This window comes from Streptomyces sp. NPDC101160, assembly GCF_044768205.1.
Lineage (GTDB): Bacteria > Actinomycetota > Actinomycetes > Streptomycetales > Streptomycetaceae > Streptomyces.
Window position 1 is genome coordinate 437,990 of record NZ_JBIWPJ010000006.1, and the last position, 17,376, is coordinate 455,365.

Annotated in this window: 11 protein-coding genes; 2 read left to right on the forward strand and 9 right to left on the reverse strand. The window is 70.3% G+C overall.

Annotated features, from left to right (window positions below; translation table 11 throughout):
• Nucleotides 1-37: 37 nt before the first annotated feature.
• From trxB to ACIRSU_RS21460, 6 genes are all read right to left on the reverse strand, one after another.
• Nucleotides 38-1,003: a thioredoxin-disulfide reductase gene (trxB, locus tag ACIRSU_RS21435; protein WP_403794356.1), complete on the reverse strand. Its 966-nt coding sequence runs from the start codon at nucleotides 1,001-1,003 to the stop codon at nucleotides 38-40.
• A 140-nt stretch (nucleotides 1,004-1,143) separates the two neighbouring features.
• On the reverse strand, nucleotides 1,144-2,049 hold the full coding sequence (locus tag ACIRSU_RS21440; RefSeq protein ID WP_403794358.1) for a hypothetical protein: 906 nt from the start codon (nucleotides 2,047-2,049) through the stop codon (nucleotides 1,144-1,146).
• Nucleotides 2,046-2,750, reverse strand: a complete 705-nt coding sequence (gene sigM, locus ACIRSU_RS21445; protein WP_403794360.1) for an RNA polymerase sigma factor SigM — start codon at nucleotides 2,748-2,750, stop codon at nucleotides 2,046-2,048. The genes ACIRSU_RS21440 and sigM overlap by 4 nt, the downstream gene beginning before the upstream one ends.
• 26 nt (nucleotides 2,751-2,776) lie before the next feature.
• Nucleotides 2,777-4,489 carry a serine/threonine protein kinase gene (locus ACIRSU_RS21450; RefSeq protein ID WP_403794363.1) on the reverse strand — a complete coding sequence of 571 codons (1,713 nt, stop codon included), beginning with the start codon at nucleotides 4,487-4,489 and terminating at the stop codon, nucleotides 2,777-2,779.
• A 129-nt stretch (nucleotides 4,490-4,618) separates the two neighbouring features.
• On the reverse strand, nucleotides 4,619-6,844 hold the full coding sequence (gene murJ, locus ACIRSU_RS21455; RefSeq protein WP_403794366.1) for a murein biosynthesis integral membrane protein MurJ: 2,226 nt from the start codon (nucleotides 6,842-6,844) through the stop codon (nucleotides 4,619-4,621).
• 45 nt (nucleotides 6,845-6,889) lie between these two features.
• Nucleotides 6,890-9,277 (reverse strand): DUF6049 family protein, encoded by a 2,388-nt coding sequence (locus tag ACIRSU_RS21460; RefSeq protein WP_403794368.1) that lies wholly within the window; start codon nucleotides 9,275-9,277, stop codon nucleotides 6,890-6,892.
• Between the two features lie 213 nt (nucleotides 9,278-9,490).
• On the opposite strand from ACIRSU_RS21460, the gene ACIRSU_RS21465 reads away from it, so the two are divergent.
• Nucleotides 9,491-10,960 carry a CCA tRNA nucleotidyltransferase gene (locus ACIRSU_RS21465; RefSeq protein WP_403794371.1) on the forward strand — a complete coding sequence of 490 codons (1,470 nt, stop codon included), beginning with the start codon at nucleotides 9,491-9,493 and terminating at the stop codon, nucleotides 10,958-10,960.
• Between the two features lie 84 nt (nucleotides 10,961-11,044).
• Here the strand turns inward: ACIRSU_RS21465 and ACIRSU_RS21470 are convergent, their stop codons facing one another.
• From ACIRSU_RS21470 to ACIRSU_RS21480, 3 genes are all read right to left on the reverse strand, one after another.
• The gene (locus ACIRSU_RS21470) at nucleotides 11,045-12,307 is read right to left on the reverse strand and encodes an MFS transporter (protein ID WP_403794374.1); all 1,263 of its coding nucleotides are present in this window, start codon (nucleotides 12,305-12,307) and stop codon (nucleotides 11,045-11,047) included.
• Nucleotides 12,308-12,398: 91 nt separating this feature from the next.
• Nucleotides 12,399-13,481, reverse strand: coding sequence for an inositol-3-phosphate synthase (locus ACIRSU_RS21475; protein WP_403794377.1), 1,083 nt, complete (start codon nucleotides 13,479-13,481; stop codon nucleotides 12,399-12,401).
• Nucleotides 13,482-13,529: 48 nt separating this feature from the next.
• A complete protein-coding gene (locus ACIRSU_RS21480; protein WP_403794379.1) occupies nucleotides 13,530-14,219 on the reverse strand; it encodes a helix-turn-helix transcriptional regulator in 690 nt (229 codons plus the stop codon).
• A gap of 404 nt (nucleotides 14,220-14,623) precedes the next feature.
• On the opposite strand from ACIRSU_RS21480, the gene ACIRSU_RS21485 reads away from it, so the two are divergent.
• Nucleotides 14,624-17,332, forward strand: a complete 2,709-nt coding sequence (locus ACIRSU_RS21485; RefSeq protein WP_403794382.1) for a transglycosylase domain-containing protein — start codon at nucleotides 14,624-14,626, stop codon at nucleotides 17,330-17,332.
• Nucleotides 17,333-17,376: the final 44 nt, after the last annotated feature.

The window sequence follows — 17,376 nt, forward strand, 5'->3', positions numbered from 1 at the left end:
TTTGGTTGGCGGGGTGTGGGTGAGGAAGGCGTAGGGGTCAGACCGCGGGGGTCTCGGCCAGCTTCTCGCTGTCGGAGAGGGCGGCCAGGAAGCGCTCCGCGTCGAGGGCGGCGGAGCAGCCGGTGCCGGCGGCGGTGATCGCCTGGCGGTAGGTGTGGTCGACGACGTCGCCGGCGCCGAAGACACCCGTGAGGTTGGTGCGGGTGGACGGGGCGTCGACCTTCAGGTAGCCCTCCTCGTCCAGCTCCAGCTGGCCCTTGAAGAGCTCCGTGCGCGGGTCGTGGCCGACGGCGATGAAGAGACCGGTCACCGGCAGCTCGCTCGTCTCGCCCGTCTTGGTGTTGCGCAGGGTCAGACCGGAGAGCTTCGGGTCGCCGTGGATCTCGGCGACCTCGCTGTCCCAGGCGAACTTGATCTTCGGGTCGGCGAAGGCACGCTCCTGCATCGCCTTGGAGGCGCGCAGCGTGTCACGGCGGTGGACGATCGTCACGGACTTGGCGAAGCGCGAGAGGAAGGTGGCCTCCTCCATCGCGGTGTCGCCGCCGCCGACCACGGCGATGTCCTGGTCCTTGAAGAAGAAGCCGTCGCAGGTGGCGCACCAGGAGACGCCGCGACCGGAGAGGGCGTCCTCGTTCGGCAGGCCGAGCTTGCGGTGCTGGGAGCCGGTCGTGACGATGACGGCCTTGGCACGGTGGACGGTGCCGGCGGTGTCCGTGACGGTCTTGATGTCACCGGTGAGGTCCACGGCGACGACGTCGTCCGGAACGAGCTCGGCGCCGAAGCGCTCGGCCTGGGCGCGCATGTTGTCCATGAGGTCCGGGCCCATGATGCCGTCGCGGAAGCCGGGGAAGTTCTCCACCTCGGTCGTGTTCATCAGGGCGCCACCGGCGGTGACCGCACCCTCGAAGACGAGCGGCTTCAGCGACGCGCGTGCGGTGTACAGCGCAGCGGTGTAACCCGCGGGACCGGAGCCGATGATGATCACATTACGGACGTCGCTCACGGGTTTCTTCCTCGTCTCTGCAGACTGCCTACTGCCTACGGGGCGGGCTCGGATGGGTGACTCTCACCCCACCCAACGGATCCTAAGGGGCGAGCATTCCCGAGACGGCCACGCGGCACGTGCAGAGACGGAGCCCGAGGTCAGGAGCGCGGGACGGACTCGTCCAGAAGCACCTCGGACTTGCCGTTCCCGCCGCCGGCCGCGCAGGAGCCGTCGACGACGAACGCTTGCACCCGGCCGCTGTCCGTGGGGTCGGGGAGGACGACGAGATAGGCGGGCGTCCCCTGGTAGTCGCCCTGCTGGAAGCCGAGGACCGGGTCGGTGCGGCCGGTAGCGGCCCTCACGCAGTCGGGGAGGGCGGGGCCCGCTGTGCGCGTCTGCCCGTCACCGCCGCTCTCGGCCGAGAGCGACTCGGGAGCGCCACTGCGGTCCTGGGGCGCCTTGAAGCTGCTGTTGTGGCGCAGCAGGTCCTGCACGGTGGACTCGACGGGTCGGCCGTCGAACCGGGCGGCGCTCGCGGCGACGGCGGCATCGGCCTTCTTGTCGCCGGCCGCGGTGGCGCCGCCGAGTGCGCCCGACTGGGTGAAGAACAGGCCCAGGCCCAGGGCCGCGGCGCCGAAAGCGGCGCCGAGGGCGGCGATCCGGCGCCGGGAGCGGCGCGGGCGGCCGGGGCCGGTGGCGGCGGAGGGACGCCCGGCGGGCCGGTCCGCCGGGCGATCGGCCGGGACGGACGGCGCGGGGCGGGGGCGCGATGTTTCACGTGAAACAGGCGCGTCGGCCTCCGGCGCGGTCGCGTTCAGCAGGGCTTCCGCGGCGAGGGCGGCATCGATCCGTCCGGCGATCTCGGCGGGCATCCGGGGCGGCCCCGGCAGGGTGCCCAGGAGCCCGCGGATCTCCTCCAGGGAGGTCCGTACGTCCGCGCAGAGGGGACAGGCGTCGAGATGCTGCCGTACGGCCGCGCTGCGGGCGGGGGAGAGCAGGCCCTCGGTGAGATCGGAGATCTCCGCGACGTCCGGGTGCTGAGTCGTGTCGGCCGTGGAAGTCACGCGCGCCCACCTCCGCCCTTCACAGCAGCTGCATTGCTCGGTCCGCTATCCGTCGGTCCCGGCACCGGTGGGACGGATGCCCCCGGCGTCCGGTTCCTTCCCCCGTCGGGGCCTTCGTTACCCACCGTGTCCCCGCGCAGATGAGTGAGCATCGGCAGCAGCCTCGCCCGCCCGCGCGCACAGCGGCTCTTCACGGTTCCGGTGGGGACATCGAGGATACGAGCGGCTTCGGCCACCGGGTATCCCTGCATGTCGACGAGGACGAGCGCCGCCTGCTGTTCCGCCGGCAGCGTGGCGAGCGCGGCGAGCAGCTGGCGGTGCAGATCCTGCCGCTCGGCGGGGGCCTCGGCCGACTCGTGCGGTTCGAGGAGCTGCTCGAACCGTGCGGTGTCGTCCATGGGCGAGGTCCGGCGGGAGGCAGTCTTCCGGGCCCGGTCGAGACAGGCGTTCACCGTGATGCGGTGCAGCCAGGTCGTGACGGCCGACTGGCCCCGGAAGGTATGGGCGGCCCGGAAGGCCGACACCAGGGCGTCCTGGACGGCGTCAGCGGCCTCCTCGCGGTCTCCCAGCGTCCGCAGGGCCACCGCCCACAGCCGGTCGCGGTGGCGCCGTACGAGCTCACCGAAGGCGTCAGGATCGCCGGCCACATGGTCGGCCAGCAGATCCTGGTCGCTCCGTTCGTCGCGTGGGACGTCGTCCAACGGTGAGCCCCTCCCCCGGGGTGACGTCAGCTGGTGACCTTGATCTCCGAGATCTCACCCCGATAGCCGTCTCCGCCGGCCGGCAGATCGGTCAGCCAGACGAGAACGTAGCGCGTCTTCAGCGGCTTGCCGGGGGTGAGGGCCACTGTGGTCCCGTTGCCCGCGGTCTGCTTGCGGAAGTCGTCGAGCCGGCTGGGCTGCGAGGTGAAGTTCTCGGGGGTCGTCCGCAGTTCGACCGAGGTGGCGCCATGGAAGGCGACCTCGACCTTGGCGACCTGCTGGACCTTGCCGAGGTCGAGGATGATCCCGACCCCGTCCTTCAGGTTGCCGAACTTCGAGTAACCCTTGTAACTGCTGGTCGTCCACGAGGTGTTCGGATCACCGTCGTAGGCGTTCTTTATGTCCCGGGGGTTCTCGCCGCCGTCGCTGCCCTGCGGGTCGAAGTCCCATGCGTCCTCGATCGCGACCGGCTTGCCGTTGGCGGTCGGCTCCTTGTTGTCGTCGCCCGACGGCTGCGGCTGGGTCGGCGGCGTCTCGGCCGACTTGTTCTGGTCCAGGAGCCGGTCCGCGATCTGCCAGCTGCCGAGGCCGAGGGCGGCGATCAGCAGGGCCGAGACGGCCCACTTGAGCACCTTGCCGGTACGGCTCTGCAGCGGCGGCGGCGGGATCATGACCGGCTGGGTGACCACGGGGCGCGGCTGGGGGCGCCCGTAGGTGCCCTGCTGGTAGGTGGTGCGCTGATACTCGGGCGGCGTCGGGAGCGGGAACTCCGGCTCCGGCGGCCGGATGCGCGGCATCGCCGCGACGGCCTTCGCCAGCTCGTCCGGCGTGGTGCAGGGCGGCTCCTGGCGCGAGGCCGTGGCCCCGTCGTTCGCCAGGGCGCGCATGGCGATCTCCGAGAGGCCCCGGTGGACGCCTGCCCGCACCTGGTCGGGGGAGAGCAGCCCGACGCCCTTGGGCAGCCCGGAGAGCCCGTAGGCGTCGTTCTCGTACGGCCAGCGCTGCGTGAGCGCCGCGTAGAGCAGGGCTCCGATCGCCTCGGTGTCCGTGCGCTGCGGGCGCTCGGCGCTGATGCCGCGCAGGGCGGCGTTCACGGCGAGGCCGCGGATCCGGTACTGGCCGGTGGAGCTGCGCAGCACGGCGCTCGGCGTGAGCCGGAGGTGCGAGAGGCCCTCGCGGTGTGCCGCGGCCATGGCCTGGGAGACCTGGCTGACGAGCTGGTAGGCGTCGTGCGGCTCCATGGGGCCGGCCGCGAGCAGCGCGGTCAGCTCGGTGGAGTCGGGCAGCCACTCGTGCACGACGTAGACGAGGTCGTTCTCCTCGACCGCGTCGAGGACCTGTACGAACCGCGGGTCGCCGAGCAGCGCGGCGGAGCGGGCGGCGGCGAGGACGGAGCGGGCGCGGGAGTGGTCGGCGGGCAGGATGTGCACGCCGACGGCGCGCCGCAGCTTCTCGTCGACGGCACGCCAGCTGCTGAATCCGTCCAGTCGGGTGACGCACTCCTCCAGCCGGTACCGTCTCGCCAGCTTGTGGCCGCTGTGCAGTTCGGGTGCGGTGATGGAGGACTGTTCGCCGTTCTGTCGTTCGACCGCCTTGCTCTTCGTGGCCTCGGCGGACGTGCCCGCCTTCTTCTGCGCTTCCGCCACCCCGTCGGTCGCGGCCGTGTCCGCCTTGGCGGTCAGCGGGTCGTCACCGCTGTTGTCGGCCACGTCGACGGCAGCCGTGCTACGTTCCGCCACCGTCGTTCCTGCCTCCCCATCCGTTGCGCCACATCCAACAGCCATGCCAATTGTGCCCACAGTCCGGCGCTATGCACGACACGCGTCGGCAGACGATGGTTGTGCGAACCCCGCGCACCTGTCGTTCGATCAGCGTCCCAGACGGCCGCGGACCATGCCCACCATGGAGTTGAGCTCCGCGATCCGCATGCGCTTGGCCGCCACGAAGAAGACTCCGAGCAGGACCGCGCTGCCGACGACGAGGGCGGCGAGCGAGCCCAGGGCCCCTTCGCCGAGCACCTTCAGGAGGGCGAAGCCGACGGCTCCGGCGGCGACGGCGGCCGGCAGCGAGGCCAGGCACAGCCGGGCGTAGGTGCGGATGACATGGGCGCCGTCCAGGTCGCCGCCGAGGCGCTTGCTCAGCCGGCGCCAGGCGACACCGACGCCGACCATGTAGGCCAGGCCGTAGGAGGCGGCCATGCCGACCACCGCCCAGCGGGCCGGCAGCACGACGTAACAGACGGCCGATGCGGCCGCGTTGACGGCGGCGACGATGACGGTGTTGTAGAAGGGCGTCCGGGTGTCCTCGTAGGCGTAGAAGCCGCGGAGCACCACGTACTGCACGGAGAACGGGATCAGACCGAGGCCGAAGGCCATCAGGATGAAGCCCATGCCCTGGGCGGCCTCGACGCCGCTGGAGGCGTAGAGCAGGGTGCACATCGGGACGCCGAGGGCCAGGAAGGCGAAGGCGATCGGGACGATGGCCACGGCCGAGTTGCGCAGGCCCTGGGAGATGTCGTCGCGGACGGCGCCCGGGTCGTCGTCGGAGGCGGCGCGGGAGATGCGGGGCAGCAGGGCGGCCATGACGGAGACGGTGATGATGGCCTGCGGCATGCCCCAGATCAGCTGGGCGTTGGAGTAGGCGAGGAAGCCGGCGCCGTTCTTGCCGGACTCCTCACCGGCCGCGGTGGCGAGCTGGGTGACGACCAGGACACCGGCCTGGTTGGCGAGCACGAACAGCACGGTCCACTTGGCCAGTTTGACCGTCTTGCCGAGGCCGTGGCCCTTCCAGTCGAAGCGGGGACGGAAGCGGAAGCCGGTCTCGCGGAGATACGGGATCATCGCCAGGGCCTGCACGACGAGGCCGAGCAAGGTGCCGATGCCGAGCAGCCGGACACCGTCGTCGGGGATCGTCTGGACGCCCATGTGGGACTCGGCGGAGGTGCCGTAGACCCAGATGAACAGGCCGAACGTGGTGATCATGACGATGTTGTTGAGGACCGGGGTCCACATCATCGCGCCGAACTTGCCGCGGGCGTTGAGGATCTGACCCATCACCACGTGCACACCCATGAAGAAGATGGTGGGCAGGCAGTAGCGGGCGAAGGTGACGGCGACGCTGTTGGCGGCCGCGTCGTCGGCGATGGTGCTCGACATGAGCCGGATCAGCACCGGTGCCGCGAACACGGCGATGGTGACGATCACGCCGAGCGCGACCATGACGAGGGTCAGCAGCCGGTTGGCGTACGCCTCGCCGCCGTCCTCGTCGTTCTTCATCGAGCGGACGAGCTGCGGTACGAAGACCGAGTTGAGGCCGCCGCCGATGGTGAGGATGTAGATCATCGTCGGCAGCGTGTAGGCGACGGTGTACGTGTCACCGAGCAGCGCGGCGCCGAGGGCGCCGGTGATCACCAGGCTGCGGACGAAGCCGGTGAGACGGGAGACCAGGGTGCCGGCGGCCATCACGGCGCTCGACTTGAGCAGCCCGGAGGCGCGGCCGGCCTTCTTCGGGGCGGGCGCGGGCATGGGGTTCGGCTCCGGGGCCGGCGGCGGCACCTGGCCGGGCGCCTGCTGGTCCCGGTAGAGGTGGGCGAAGGCGTCGGGCTCCGGCTCCTCCTCCCCCGCCGCGGTCACCAGGTCGTCGACGCCGGTGAACTGGACCGTGCGGGCGTCGTCGCCGTACGGCAGGTGGCGCGAGGGGCCGTCGGGCTCGGGCGCCGGGGTCTGGGCCCAGACGCGCGGGTCCGGGGCGTGCGCGGGCGCGGCCGGCTGCTGGTAGAGCGGCTGCGGCTCCGCGTAGGTGCCCGGCGGGGGCGGCGGATGCGCGGCCCGGTCGTAGAGCGCCTCGCCCACCGGGTCCTGGGCGGACAGGTCACGCGCCTGGTACGGGTCGTGGGCGAAGGCGTCCTGGACGTACGGATCCTGGCCGTAGGCGTCCGGGGCGTACGGGTTCTGCTGCTGCGGCGCGCGCGGGTCCGGGGCGGCCTGCTGCGGCGGCGGGACCGGCCCGTGGCCGGGTGCCGGGGTCGCGGGCGTCCCACCGGACGGCGCGTTGCCCGCGCCCTGGCCGCGGTCACCGTCGTACGGCGCGTTCATGGTTACCCCACCTCATCGTCCCCGGCCGACCGGCCACGACATCGCTCAACGGTCCACTTTCTCACCCGTGCCGGACGGGTCGCCGCTTTCGGGCCCGGTGTCCGGCGTCGGGTCACTCGGCTGCGCCGTCTCCGGGCCGTCGTCGGGTTCCGTTTCGGCGCTGCCGACGCGGGTCTCGCCGGCGGTGTCGGCAGCGGCGGAACCGGTCTCCGCCTCCGCTTCGGCGTCGTCGGCGGCCTCGTCGGCGGCCTCGGCCTCGGCGTTCCGGGCGGCTGCCCGCTTGCGCTGGGAGTACATCCGGATGCCGGCGAGGACGAGCAGCAGCACACCGCCGGCGAGCACGAGCATCACCGTCGGGGTGATCTCGGAGACCTTCACGGTGAACGTCATCGGAGCGCCGTAGGGCGTGCCGTCCTCGGTGTAGAGCTGGGCCGTCATCGTGACCGGACCGTTGGCGTTGGCCGAGGCGTTGAACTTCACCGACTGGCTGTGCCCGCCGTTGATCTTCACGGGCTGGTCGGCGGTGCCCTCGCCGTCCAGCTTGACGCGGTTCTTGTTGCCGGACTGCAGCCGCAGCACCAGATGGTCGACGCCCTGCAGCAGCCGGTTCTGCACGGTCACCGGGATGGTGGCGCTCCGCCCGGACAGTGTGAGGTCCGACTTCTTGATCAGCTGCACCTCTTCGGTGAGGCTCTGCAGATAGCGCAGGACCTCCTCGCGGTAGAGGGCGGCCGAGGGGGCCTCCCCGCGCCAGGACGTCGACATCTCGCGGCTGATCGCGTTGGTGAACGGCGGCACCACGCGGTCCGGGGCGGTCAGGATGACCCGGAAGTCGTCCAGCTCGTCCCGGGTGTCCTTCATCTTGAGGAAGGCCTTGGTGTCGAGCTCCTGGGCGCGCAGCTTCTTCGGGTACGAGCGGCTGCTCGGGATCCGCGTCGAGGCGTCCGGGTCGGGCGTCTCCGCGGCGGCGGCCGGCAGGTCCTCCGGCTCCGTCCAGCGCTTGGCGCCGAGCGCCTGCAGCGCCGTCGCCATGCTCTGCGCCTGCGCGATCGTGGGCATGCGCTGCGGGGCGACCACGACGCTGCGCTGCTTCTCGGGCAGCTCCAGGGTCGTGGCCAGCGACTGGGCGAGGAAGGACTGGACGGCCAGGGTGGAGTTGTCGGCCCTGATGAGGTCGCCCTGGAACGCCTTCGACAGGCCGGCGTCGCTGACCACGGCGGTGGTGCCGCCGCCGACCGGGCGGGCCGCGGTCGGCGTGTACGAGAGGTCGTCGCGGAAGCTGTCGCTGCGGGCGATCACGTTGTGCGCGCCCGCGGAGGTGGCGACGGCCATGATCGAGGCGTCGACGGCCCCGTCGACGGGCCAGGCGAAGTCGGTGGACGGCTTCACATGGAGGATCGTCTCGACCGTGGTCGAGGTCAGCGCGGACGCCTGCTGGAGGTGGCTGAGCGAACCCGGCACCTCCTTGCCGTGGTGGGCGAGGGAGGCCAGGTCGGGGTCGGCGAACGGCAGGGCGACGACCTTGTGGCCCTGCACGGCCTTCTCCAGGGCGTCCAGCCAGCGCTCGGCGACGTCCTGGTTCCGGCCCGGCACCTCGGTCGCGCCGCTCTTGACCATGTACGGCTCGGTCATCGCGGTGACGCCGGCGAGCAGGTCCGGGTCGATCACCCAGGTGACCGGGAGGTCCTTGCCGAGCGAGACCATCTCGTGGAGCCGGCCGCCGGGGGCGAGATCGGCGGCCAGGTCGTCGTTCTCGAAGACCGGCGTCTGCTGGAGGTTCGCGCCCGTCTCGGCGGAGACGTGCGACGTGGAGATCAGCGGCCAGAGATAGGTGAGCTTGGTCTTCTTCTCGGCCTCGTCGGGCTGGTACGGCAGGAAGGTCCGCTCGATGCCGAGCAGCCGCTCGTAGGGCTGGCCGGCGGTCTGGCCCGACAGCGAGACGCCGAGCTGATAGACGCCCGCGTCGTCGAGACCCAGCTTGGACACCGGCACCGAGAGCGTGAAGTCGCGGCTGAGCCCGGCACCCAGCTGGGGGATCTTGACCGTGTAGGGACCGCCCAGCGGGGCGGGGTCGCTGCCGTAGCGGACGCCGTCCCGGTCGGCGACGTCGTCGATCTCGCTCCGGCTGGTCATCCGCGGGCCGACCCGCAGATCGACCGTGGCATTGGTCACGGACTGCTTGGTCTCGTTGGTGACCGTGCCCGTGATGGTGAGTGTGTCGCCTTCCACAGGGGCGTTCGGCGTCAGTGTGTCGACCGACACGTCCACGCCGTTGTTTCCGCCCGCGCTCTCGGCCGCCTGTGCGGCGGGCGCGGGCAGGCCCTGGAGGAGCCCGGCGAGGAGCGGGGCCGCTACGGCGAGTGAGGCCATGCGCCGTAGCCAGCGGCGGGCAGGTGAGGGAGTGGTCCCCTGGATAGCTGCCGCCTCGGCCACGCGTCGCCCGTCCTCGTCGTTGTCAGTGGTGCCAGTGGTGTCGGTGGTTCCCGGTTGCTGTGTCCAGGCATGGTAACGATGCACGCGGGGGCCAAGTGCCGGGGACTGCTCCAGGCGAAGGCGCGCACGGAAGCACGGCCCGGGCCGGGGCCCGGCATGCCCGCGCGAAAACGAGGGCATGGCGGTGAGCCGGGGCACGTACCCTTTTCTGTTGTGCCGAACGCCAATGAAGAGACCCCCACCGCGCTGAGCCAGGTGCAGCGCCGCGCCGTCAGCGAGCTGCTGCGCGTGTCCCCCGTCGCCGACGACCTCGCCATCCGCTTCAAGGAGGCCGGGTTCAGCCTCGCGCTGGTCGGCGGCTCGGTACGGGACGCCCTCCTCGGCCGTCTCGGCAACGACCTGGACTTCACCACCGATGCCCGCCCCGAGGAAGTCCTGAAGATCGTCCGCCCCTGGGCCGACGCCGTCTGGGAGGTCGGGATCGCGTTCGGCACCGTCGGCTGCCAGAAGCAGGCCCGCGTCGGAGACGCTGATCAGAACTTCCTGGTGGAGATCACCACGTACCGCTCGGAGGCGTACGACCGCACCTCGCGCAAGCCCGAGGTGTCCTACGGCGACTCCATCGAGGAGGATCTGGTCCGGCGCGACTTCACCGTCAACGCCATGGCCGTCGCGCTCCCGGAGAAGGAGTTCATCGACCCGCACGGCGGTCTGGAAGACCTGTCCGAGCGGGTGCTGCGCACCCCCGGCACGCCCGAGGAGTCCTTCTCCGACGACCCGCTGCGCATGATGCGGGCCGCGCGCTTCGCCGCGCAGCTGGACTTCGAGGTGGCTCCCGAGGTCGTCACCGCCATGACGGAGATGGCCGGCCGGCTGGAGATCGTCTCCGCCGAGCGCATCCGTGAGGAGTTCAACAAGCTCCTGCTCTCGGCGCACCCCCGCAAGGGCCTCGGGCTCCTCGTCGACACCGGCCTGGCCGCGCACGTCGTCCCCGAGCTTCCGGCCCTGCGCCTGGAGAGCGACGAGCACCACCGGCACAAGGACGTCTACGAGCACTCGCTCACCGTCCTCGAGCAGGCGATCGACCTGGAGGAGGACGGCCCGGACCTGGTGCTGCGTCTCGCCGCCCTGCTCCACGACATCGGCAAGCCGCGCACCCGCCGCTTCGAGAGGGACGGCCGGGTCTCGTTCCACCACCACGAGGTGGTCGGCGCGAAGATGACCAAGAAGCGCATGACCGCGCTGAAGTACTCCAACGAGATGATCAAGGACGTCTCGCGGCTGGTGGAGCTGCATCTGCGCTTCCACGGCTACGGCACGGGCGAGTGGACCGACTCCGCCGTCCGCCGCTACGTCCGCGACGCGGGACCGCTGCTCTCCCGTCTCCACAAGCTGACCCGCTCCGACTGCACCACCCGCAACAAGCGCAAGGCCGCCGCGCTCTCCCGCGCCTACGACGGCCTGGAGGAGCGCATCGCCAAGCTCCAGGAGCAGGAGGAGCTGGACTCGATCCGTCCCGACCTCGACGGCAACCAGATCCAGGAGATCCTGGGCATCCGTCCTGGGCCGGGTGTCGGCCGTGCCTACAAGTTCCTGCTCGAGCTGCGCCTGGAGAACGGGCCGATGGAGCACGACGCCGCCGTCGCCGCGCTCAAGGAGTGGTGGGCGACCCAGGACGCCTGATGCGGACGCCGGCGTTTCACGGTCGATGTTTCACGTGAAACACGGCGGACCGGGACCGGCATGCGACACCAGCGGGGCGATGTTTCACGTGAAACGTCGCCCCGCTCGCCGTAGGGCCAGCGCGATGAGCGCGTAGAGGGCGGACACAAGCAGGACGATGGCGGGGGATCGCCCGTCCGGCGGGAGCATCAGGGCCGCGACCCCGGCCGCGCTGACGAAGGCGACGTTGAAGAGCACGTCGTAGAGGGAGAAGACCCGGCCGCGATAGGCGTCGTCCACGGAGATCTGGACGACCGTGTCCGTGGCGATCTTCGCTCCCTGGGTGATCAGTCCGAGGAAGAAGGCCGCCACGAGGAACGGCGTCCGGGCGAAGGTCAGTCCCAGGGCGGGGGTCAGCACGGCGGCCGCGGCCGCGCAGAGTGTGATCCAGCCGAACGGGCCGAGCCTCCCGACCGCCGCGGGCGAGAGCACCGCAGCGGCGAAGAAGCCGGCGCCGGAGGCGGCGACGGCCAAGCCGAGCACGGCCAGACCCTGCGCCTGGGTGGTGCTCCAGGCGTACCGGCTGAGCATGAGCACGGTGACGAACAGCGCGCCGTAACAGAAGCGCATGAGGGTGACCGCGGCGAGGGCGCGGGCGGCCGGGCGGCGCTCGGCGAGGTGGCGCAGCCCCTGCACCAGTCCGCGCGCGGTGGAGGACAGTGCGCTGGCGAGCCGGGGCTGGACCAGCTCCGGGTCCGGTCCGAGGAGCTCGCGGGACATCCGCAGCGAGGTGAGGGCGGAGCAGAGATAGAGGAAGGCGCCCAGGAGGACGACGGCGGCGTCGGAGTCGTCGGCGACCAGCCGCATCGCGAAGGCCAGTCCGCCGCCCAGGGTCGCGGCGAGGGTGCCGGCGGTCGGGGAGAGAGAGTTGGCGACGACCAGCCGCTCGTCGTCGACCACGCGCGGGAGCGCGGCGGAGAGTCCGGCCAGGACGAAGCGGTTGACGGCCGTGACGGAGAGGGCGGAGGCGTAGAAGAGCCAGTCGGGCGCCGAGGCCAGCATCAGCACCGCGGTCCCGGCGGCCAGGACGGTGCGCAGCAGGTTGCCGTAGAGGAAGACCTGACGCCGCTGCCAGCGGTCCAGCAGGACTCCGGCGAAGGGGCCGACGAAGGAGTAGGGGAGCAGCAGGACGGCCATGGCGGAGGCGATGGCGGCGGGGCTCGTCTCCTTCTCGGGGGAGAAGACGACATAGGTGGCCAGGGCGACCTGGTAGACGCCGTCGGCGCACTGGGAGAGCAGCCGCACCGCGAGCAGGCGACGGAAGTTGTGCAGGCGCAGCAGGACGCGCAGATCACGCACGACGGACATGGCAGCAAGACTCACATACGACGAGGGCCCCCGGGCAGTGCCACGGGGACCCTCGTCATCGAGCCGTCGAACGGTCTGCGGGACCGTCAGGTCAGCGCTCGACCTCGCCCTTGATGAACTTCTCGACGTTGGCCAGGGCCTCGTCGTCGAAGTACTGGACCGGCGGGGACTTCATGAAGTAGCTCGACGCGGAGAGGATCGGGCCGCCGATGCCGCGGTCCTTGGCGATCTTCGCGGCGCGCAGGGCGTCGATGATGACACCCGCGGAGTTCGGGGAGTCCCACACCTCGAGCTTGTACTCCAGGTTCAGCGGGACGTCACCGAAGGCGCGGCCCTCGAGGCGCACGTACGCCCACTTGCGGTCGTCCAGCCAGGCCACGTAGTCCGAGGGGCCGATGTGGACGTTCTTGTCGCCGAGGTCCCGGTCGGGGATCTGGGAGGTGACGGCCTGCGTCTTGGAGATCTTCTTGGACTCCAGGCGCTCGCGCTCGAGCATGTTCTTGAAGTCCATGTTGCCGCCGACGTTCAGCTGCATGGTGCGCTCGAGACGGACACCGCGGTCCTCGAAGAGCTTCGCCATCACGCGGTGCGTGATGGTGGCGCCCACCTGGGACTTGATGTCGTCACCGACGATCGGGACACCGGCCTCGGTGAACTTGTCGGCCCACTCCTTGGTGCCGGCGATGAAGACCGGGAGGGCGTTGACGAAGGCGACCTTGGCGTCGATGGCGCACTGCGCGTAGAACTTCGCGGCGTCCTCGGAGCCCACGGGCAGGTAGCAGACGAGAACGTCGACCTGCTTGTCCTTGAGGACCTGGACGACGTCGACCGGGGCCTCGGCGGACTCCTCGATGGTCTGGCGGTAGTACTTGCCGAGACCGTCGAGGGTGTGACCGCGCTGGACCGTGACGCCCTTGTTGGGGACGTCGCAGATCTTGATGGTGTTGTTCTCGCTGGCGCCGATGGCGTCCGACAGGTCGAGGCCAACCTTCTTCGCGTCCACGTCGAACGCGGCCACGAACTCGACGTCACGGACGTGGTAGTCGCCGAACTGGACGTGCATCAGGCCGGGCACCTTGGTCGCCGGGTCGGCGTCCTTGTAGTACTCGACGCCCTGCACCAGCGAGGCGGCGCAGTTGCCCACGCCGACGATGGCTACGCGAACCGAACCCATTTCCGGTTGCTCCCTGTGTGTCGTGGAAGCCCTGCGGTGAGCAGGGTTTCACTTGGCGGTGTCGTCGGACGGATCCGGCCGGGTACTGCCCCCGTGCCGGGGCAGGCCGCCCGTTTCTCCAGAATTTCCTTGCTGCTGAGCGGTGCCCTCGGGGGCGTCGGAACGGGATCGCTGATCCCGGCCCGCCCGCTCGCTCTCGATGAGCTCGTTCAGCCAGCGCACTTCGCGCTCCACGGACTCCATTCCGTGGCGCTGCAGCTCAAGCGTGTAGTCGTCGAGGCGCTCGCGCGTCCGGTTCAGGGAGGCGCGCATCTTCTCCAGACGCTCCTCCAGCCGGCTGCGGCGGCCCTCCAGCACCCGCACCCGCACCTCGCGCTCCGTCTGGCCGAAGAAGGCGAAGCGGGCGGCGAAGTGCTCGTCCTCCCAGGCGTCCGGGCCGGTGTGGGAGAGGAGCTCCTCGAAGTGCTCCTTACCGGCGGCCGTCAACCGGTAGACGATCTTGGCACGGCGTCCCGCGAGTGAAGCCGCCACGGCCTCCTCGGGGGCGCTGCCCGGCTCCTCGATCAACCAGCCGTTGGCGACCAGCGTCTTGAGGCAGGGGTAGAGGGTCCCGTAGCTGAACGCCCGGAAGATCCCCAGCGAGGTGTTGAGCCGCTTGCGCAGCTCGTACCCGTGCATCGGGGCCTCGCGGAGCAGGCCGAGGACGGCGAACTCGAGGATTCCTGAGCGCCTGCTCATTCGCCGCCTCCTCCGCTCTCGGATCGTCTCTCGGACCTCGTGAAAACTCTTATGCCGAGTCGATGTGCCGTACTGATGTATCGACTCGATACATCCCGACGATAGAACGGCCTCACTGTTGCGACAAGTGGGACTCGGGTGACCGGCGTCACATCGTCAATTCTCAGTAATCGACTTGCCGGATTTGGGATGAAGTCGGCATCAACGCAGGTTTTGGCCGTGCGTAGTCTGTGCGGCATGCAGACCACCGGGAACCGAGCGACGCCGCAGGGCGTCAGTCAACCCGGTGACCGGCTGCGGCACGGCGCGACTTTGGTCCGAGCTCACGCCGTGTGCATTTCGGGGGGACCGGAACTCAACTGCCGCTTCCAGGCGTACGCGCCTGCCCGAGGAGTAGTCGTTCGATGAGCGAGCACCGTCGCAAAATGCCGCAGCAGCCGCCGACTGGCGGCCGCGCTGCGGCCCGGCGCGCCGCCCAGCAGCCAATGGGCCGCAGGTCGGCTCCCGGCCATGATGCCGACACGGGGTCACCGTCCGCCTCCTACGGGGCGCCCTCTTCTTATGGAGAGGAACAGCGCCCTTACGGAGGACGTGCCGAAGCCCGGCGCGCGGCGCAGCGCGGTGGGCGCAGGCGCGCGCCCGAGGGCGGTGCGGGCGGCGGACGGCGCGGCGGGGGCGGCCGCGGTACCGGTCCCGGCCGTGGCGGCGGCGGTGGCCGCGGTCCCGGCAAGAAGCGGTTCATCGACTATCCGCGGTACGGCAAGTACGGCTGGCGCCGCTGGATGCCCTCGTGGAAGCTCGTGACGGGCCTGTTCCTCACGTTCTTCGGCGGCCTGATGGGCGCGGCGACGATCGCGTACGCCATGGTGGGCATCCCCGACGAGGCCCTCAGCGCCAAGCAGCAGAACAACGTCTACTACTGGGCCGACGGCTCGGTGATGGCGGCGAGCGGTGGTGAGGTCAACCGCCAGATCATCGACTACGCCCAGATCCCGATGGCCATGCAGGACGCGGTGGTCTCGGCCGAGAACAAGACCTTCTGGACCGACTCCGGCATCGACCCGATGGGCATCGCCCGCGCCGTGTGGAACATGGCCAAGGGTGGCCAGACCCAGGGCGGCTCCACCATCACCCAGCAGTACGTGAAGAACAACCGCCTCGACGACCAGTCGCAGACGGTGACCCGCAAGGTCAAGGAACTCTTCATCTCGATGCGCGTGGGCAACGAGAAGGACAAGCACGAGATCATGGCGGGGTACCTCAACACCTCGTACTACGGGCGTGGCGCCTACGGTCTCCAGGCGGCGGCCCGCGCGTACTTCGGCAAGGACGCCAGCAAGCTCAACCCCAGCGAGTGCGCCCTGCTCGCCTCCGTGCTCAAGGGCGCCACGTACTACGACCCGGCCGGCTACCCCGAGATCGACCCGGCGGCCACGGCGGCGGCGAACACCGACCGCGCCAAGAAGCGCTGGTCGTGGATCCTCGACGAGATGGTCAAGGACCAGAAGCTCAGCGCCGCCGACCGGGCCAAGTACACCGAGTTCCCCAAGACGAAGGGGCGGACGCAGGGCGCGCAGCTGGGTGGTCAGGTCGGCTACCTGGTGCGCACGGCCGAGGCGAACTTCCTCAACAACAACGACCGGGGCATCACGGCGCAGCAGCTCGCCAAGGGCGGCTTCGAGATCCACACCACGTTCAAGAAGAAGAACGTCAAGGCGCTCGAAGAAGCGGTCAAGAAGATCAACAAGGAGTACATCGACCCGGAGAAGCGCCCGAAGACCGACACCCACGTCCAGTTCGGCGGTGCGTCGGTGGACGTGAAGACGGGCGCGATCGTGGCGATCTACGGCGGCACGGACGCCACCAAGCACTTCACCAACAACGCCGACCAGACCGGTGCCCAGGTCGGCTCGACCTTCAAGCCCTTCGTGCTGGCCGCCGCGATGCGCGACGGTGTGCGTGACCCCAGGCTCGGCAAGGTGCAGGGCCCCAGCAGCCGCAGGATCGTCGACCCGGACAAGAGCCGGTACAACGGCAAGAACAAGCTGAGGATCAAGAACTACGACGGCTCGATCTGGCAGGACGAGAACGGCAACGAGTGGCAGCAGACCAACGACGACGACTCGAGCTACGGCAACATCAGCCTGCGTGAGGCGATGGAGCACTCGGCGAACTCGCCGTACGTGCAGCTCGGCATGGACGTCGGCATCGACAAGGTCCGCCAGGCCGCCATCGACGCGGGTCTGCTGGAGTCCTCGCTGGTGAAGGCCGACGTGCCGTCGTTCTCCCTCGGTATCTCCTCCCCGAGCGCGATCCGCATGGCCGGCGCCTACTCCACCTTCGCCAACAACGGCGAGCGCAACGACGTCTACTCCGTCACCAAGGTGCTCCAGAGGGGCGAGGTCATCTACGAGCACCAGGCCAAGCCCCAGCGGGCCTTCTCGACCGCCGTCGCCAGCAACGTCACCGACGTGCTGAAGGACGTCGTCAAGAAGGGCACCGGTACGCCGGCGCGGCTCCCCGACCGCGAGGCGGCCGGCAAGACGGGTACGACCGACGGCAACAACTCGGCCTGGTTCGTGGGCTACACCCCCGAGCTGTCGACCGCCGTCGACATGTACCGTTTCGCCGACGACGAGACGCTCAAGGACCGCAAGTTCGAGTCCATGTACGGCACCGGTAACCAGCCGAAGATCCACGGTAATTCGTTCCCGTCGCGGATCTGGCGCGACTACATGAGCACCGTGCTCGAGGGCACCGAGCCGTCGACCTTCCCGGCGCCCGAGGACCTGGGCGGCGAGGCGGTCTTCGGCGGTGGCGCCGTCAGCCCGACCCCGACGCCGACCGACACCCCGTCGCAGACGCCGTCCTCCACCCCGTCGACCGAGTCGCCGACGGCGGACCCGACCAAGACGGGGAAGCCCGGCAAGACCTGCAGCGTCTGGGACTGGCCGTGCGACACGACCGGCGGAAACGGCAACGGCGGCGGCGCCAACGGTGGCACCACCGGCGGGTCCACCAGCCCGACCCCGACGGGGACGGGAACCGCCACCGTCGATCCCACCAACGGCACCGGAAAACCGAACGGCGGCACCTGGGGCGGCATCGGCTGATCCCGCCCACCGCCTGACGGCATTCCGCCGCACCGGCGCCTTCG

Excerpts from the sequence above, each read along its gene's own strand:
- murJ (WP_403794366.1), bottom strand. The coding sequence starts at position 6,844 with ATGAACGCGCCGTACGACGGTGACCGCGGCCAGGGCGCGGGCAACGCG.
- ACIRSU_RS21470 (WP_403794374.1), bottom strand. The coding sequence starts at position 12,307 with ATGTCCGTCGTGCGTGATCTGCGCGTCCTGCTGCGCCTGCACAACTTC.
- ACIRSU_RS21475 (WP_403794377.1), bottom strand. The coding sequence starts at position 13,481 with ATGGGTTCGGTTCGCGTAGCCATCGTCGGCGTGGGCAACTGCGCCGCC.
- ACIRSU_RS21480 (WP_403794379.1), bottom strand. The coding sequence starts at position 14,219 with ATGAGCAGGCGCTCAGGAATCCTCGAGTTCGCCGTCCTCGGCCTGCTC.
- ACIRSU_RS21485 (WP_403794382.1), top strand. The coding sequence starts at position 14,624 with ATGAGCGAGCACCGTCGCAAAATGCCGCAGCAGCCGCCGACTGGCGGC.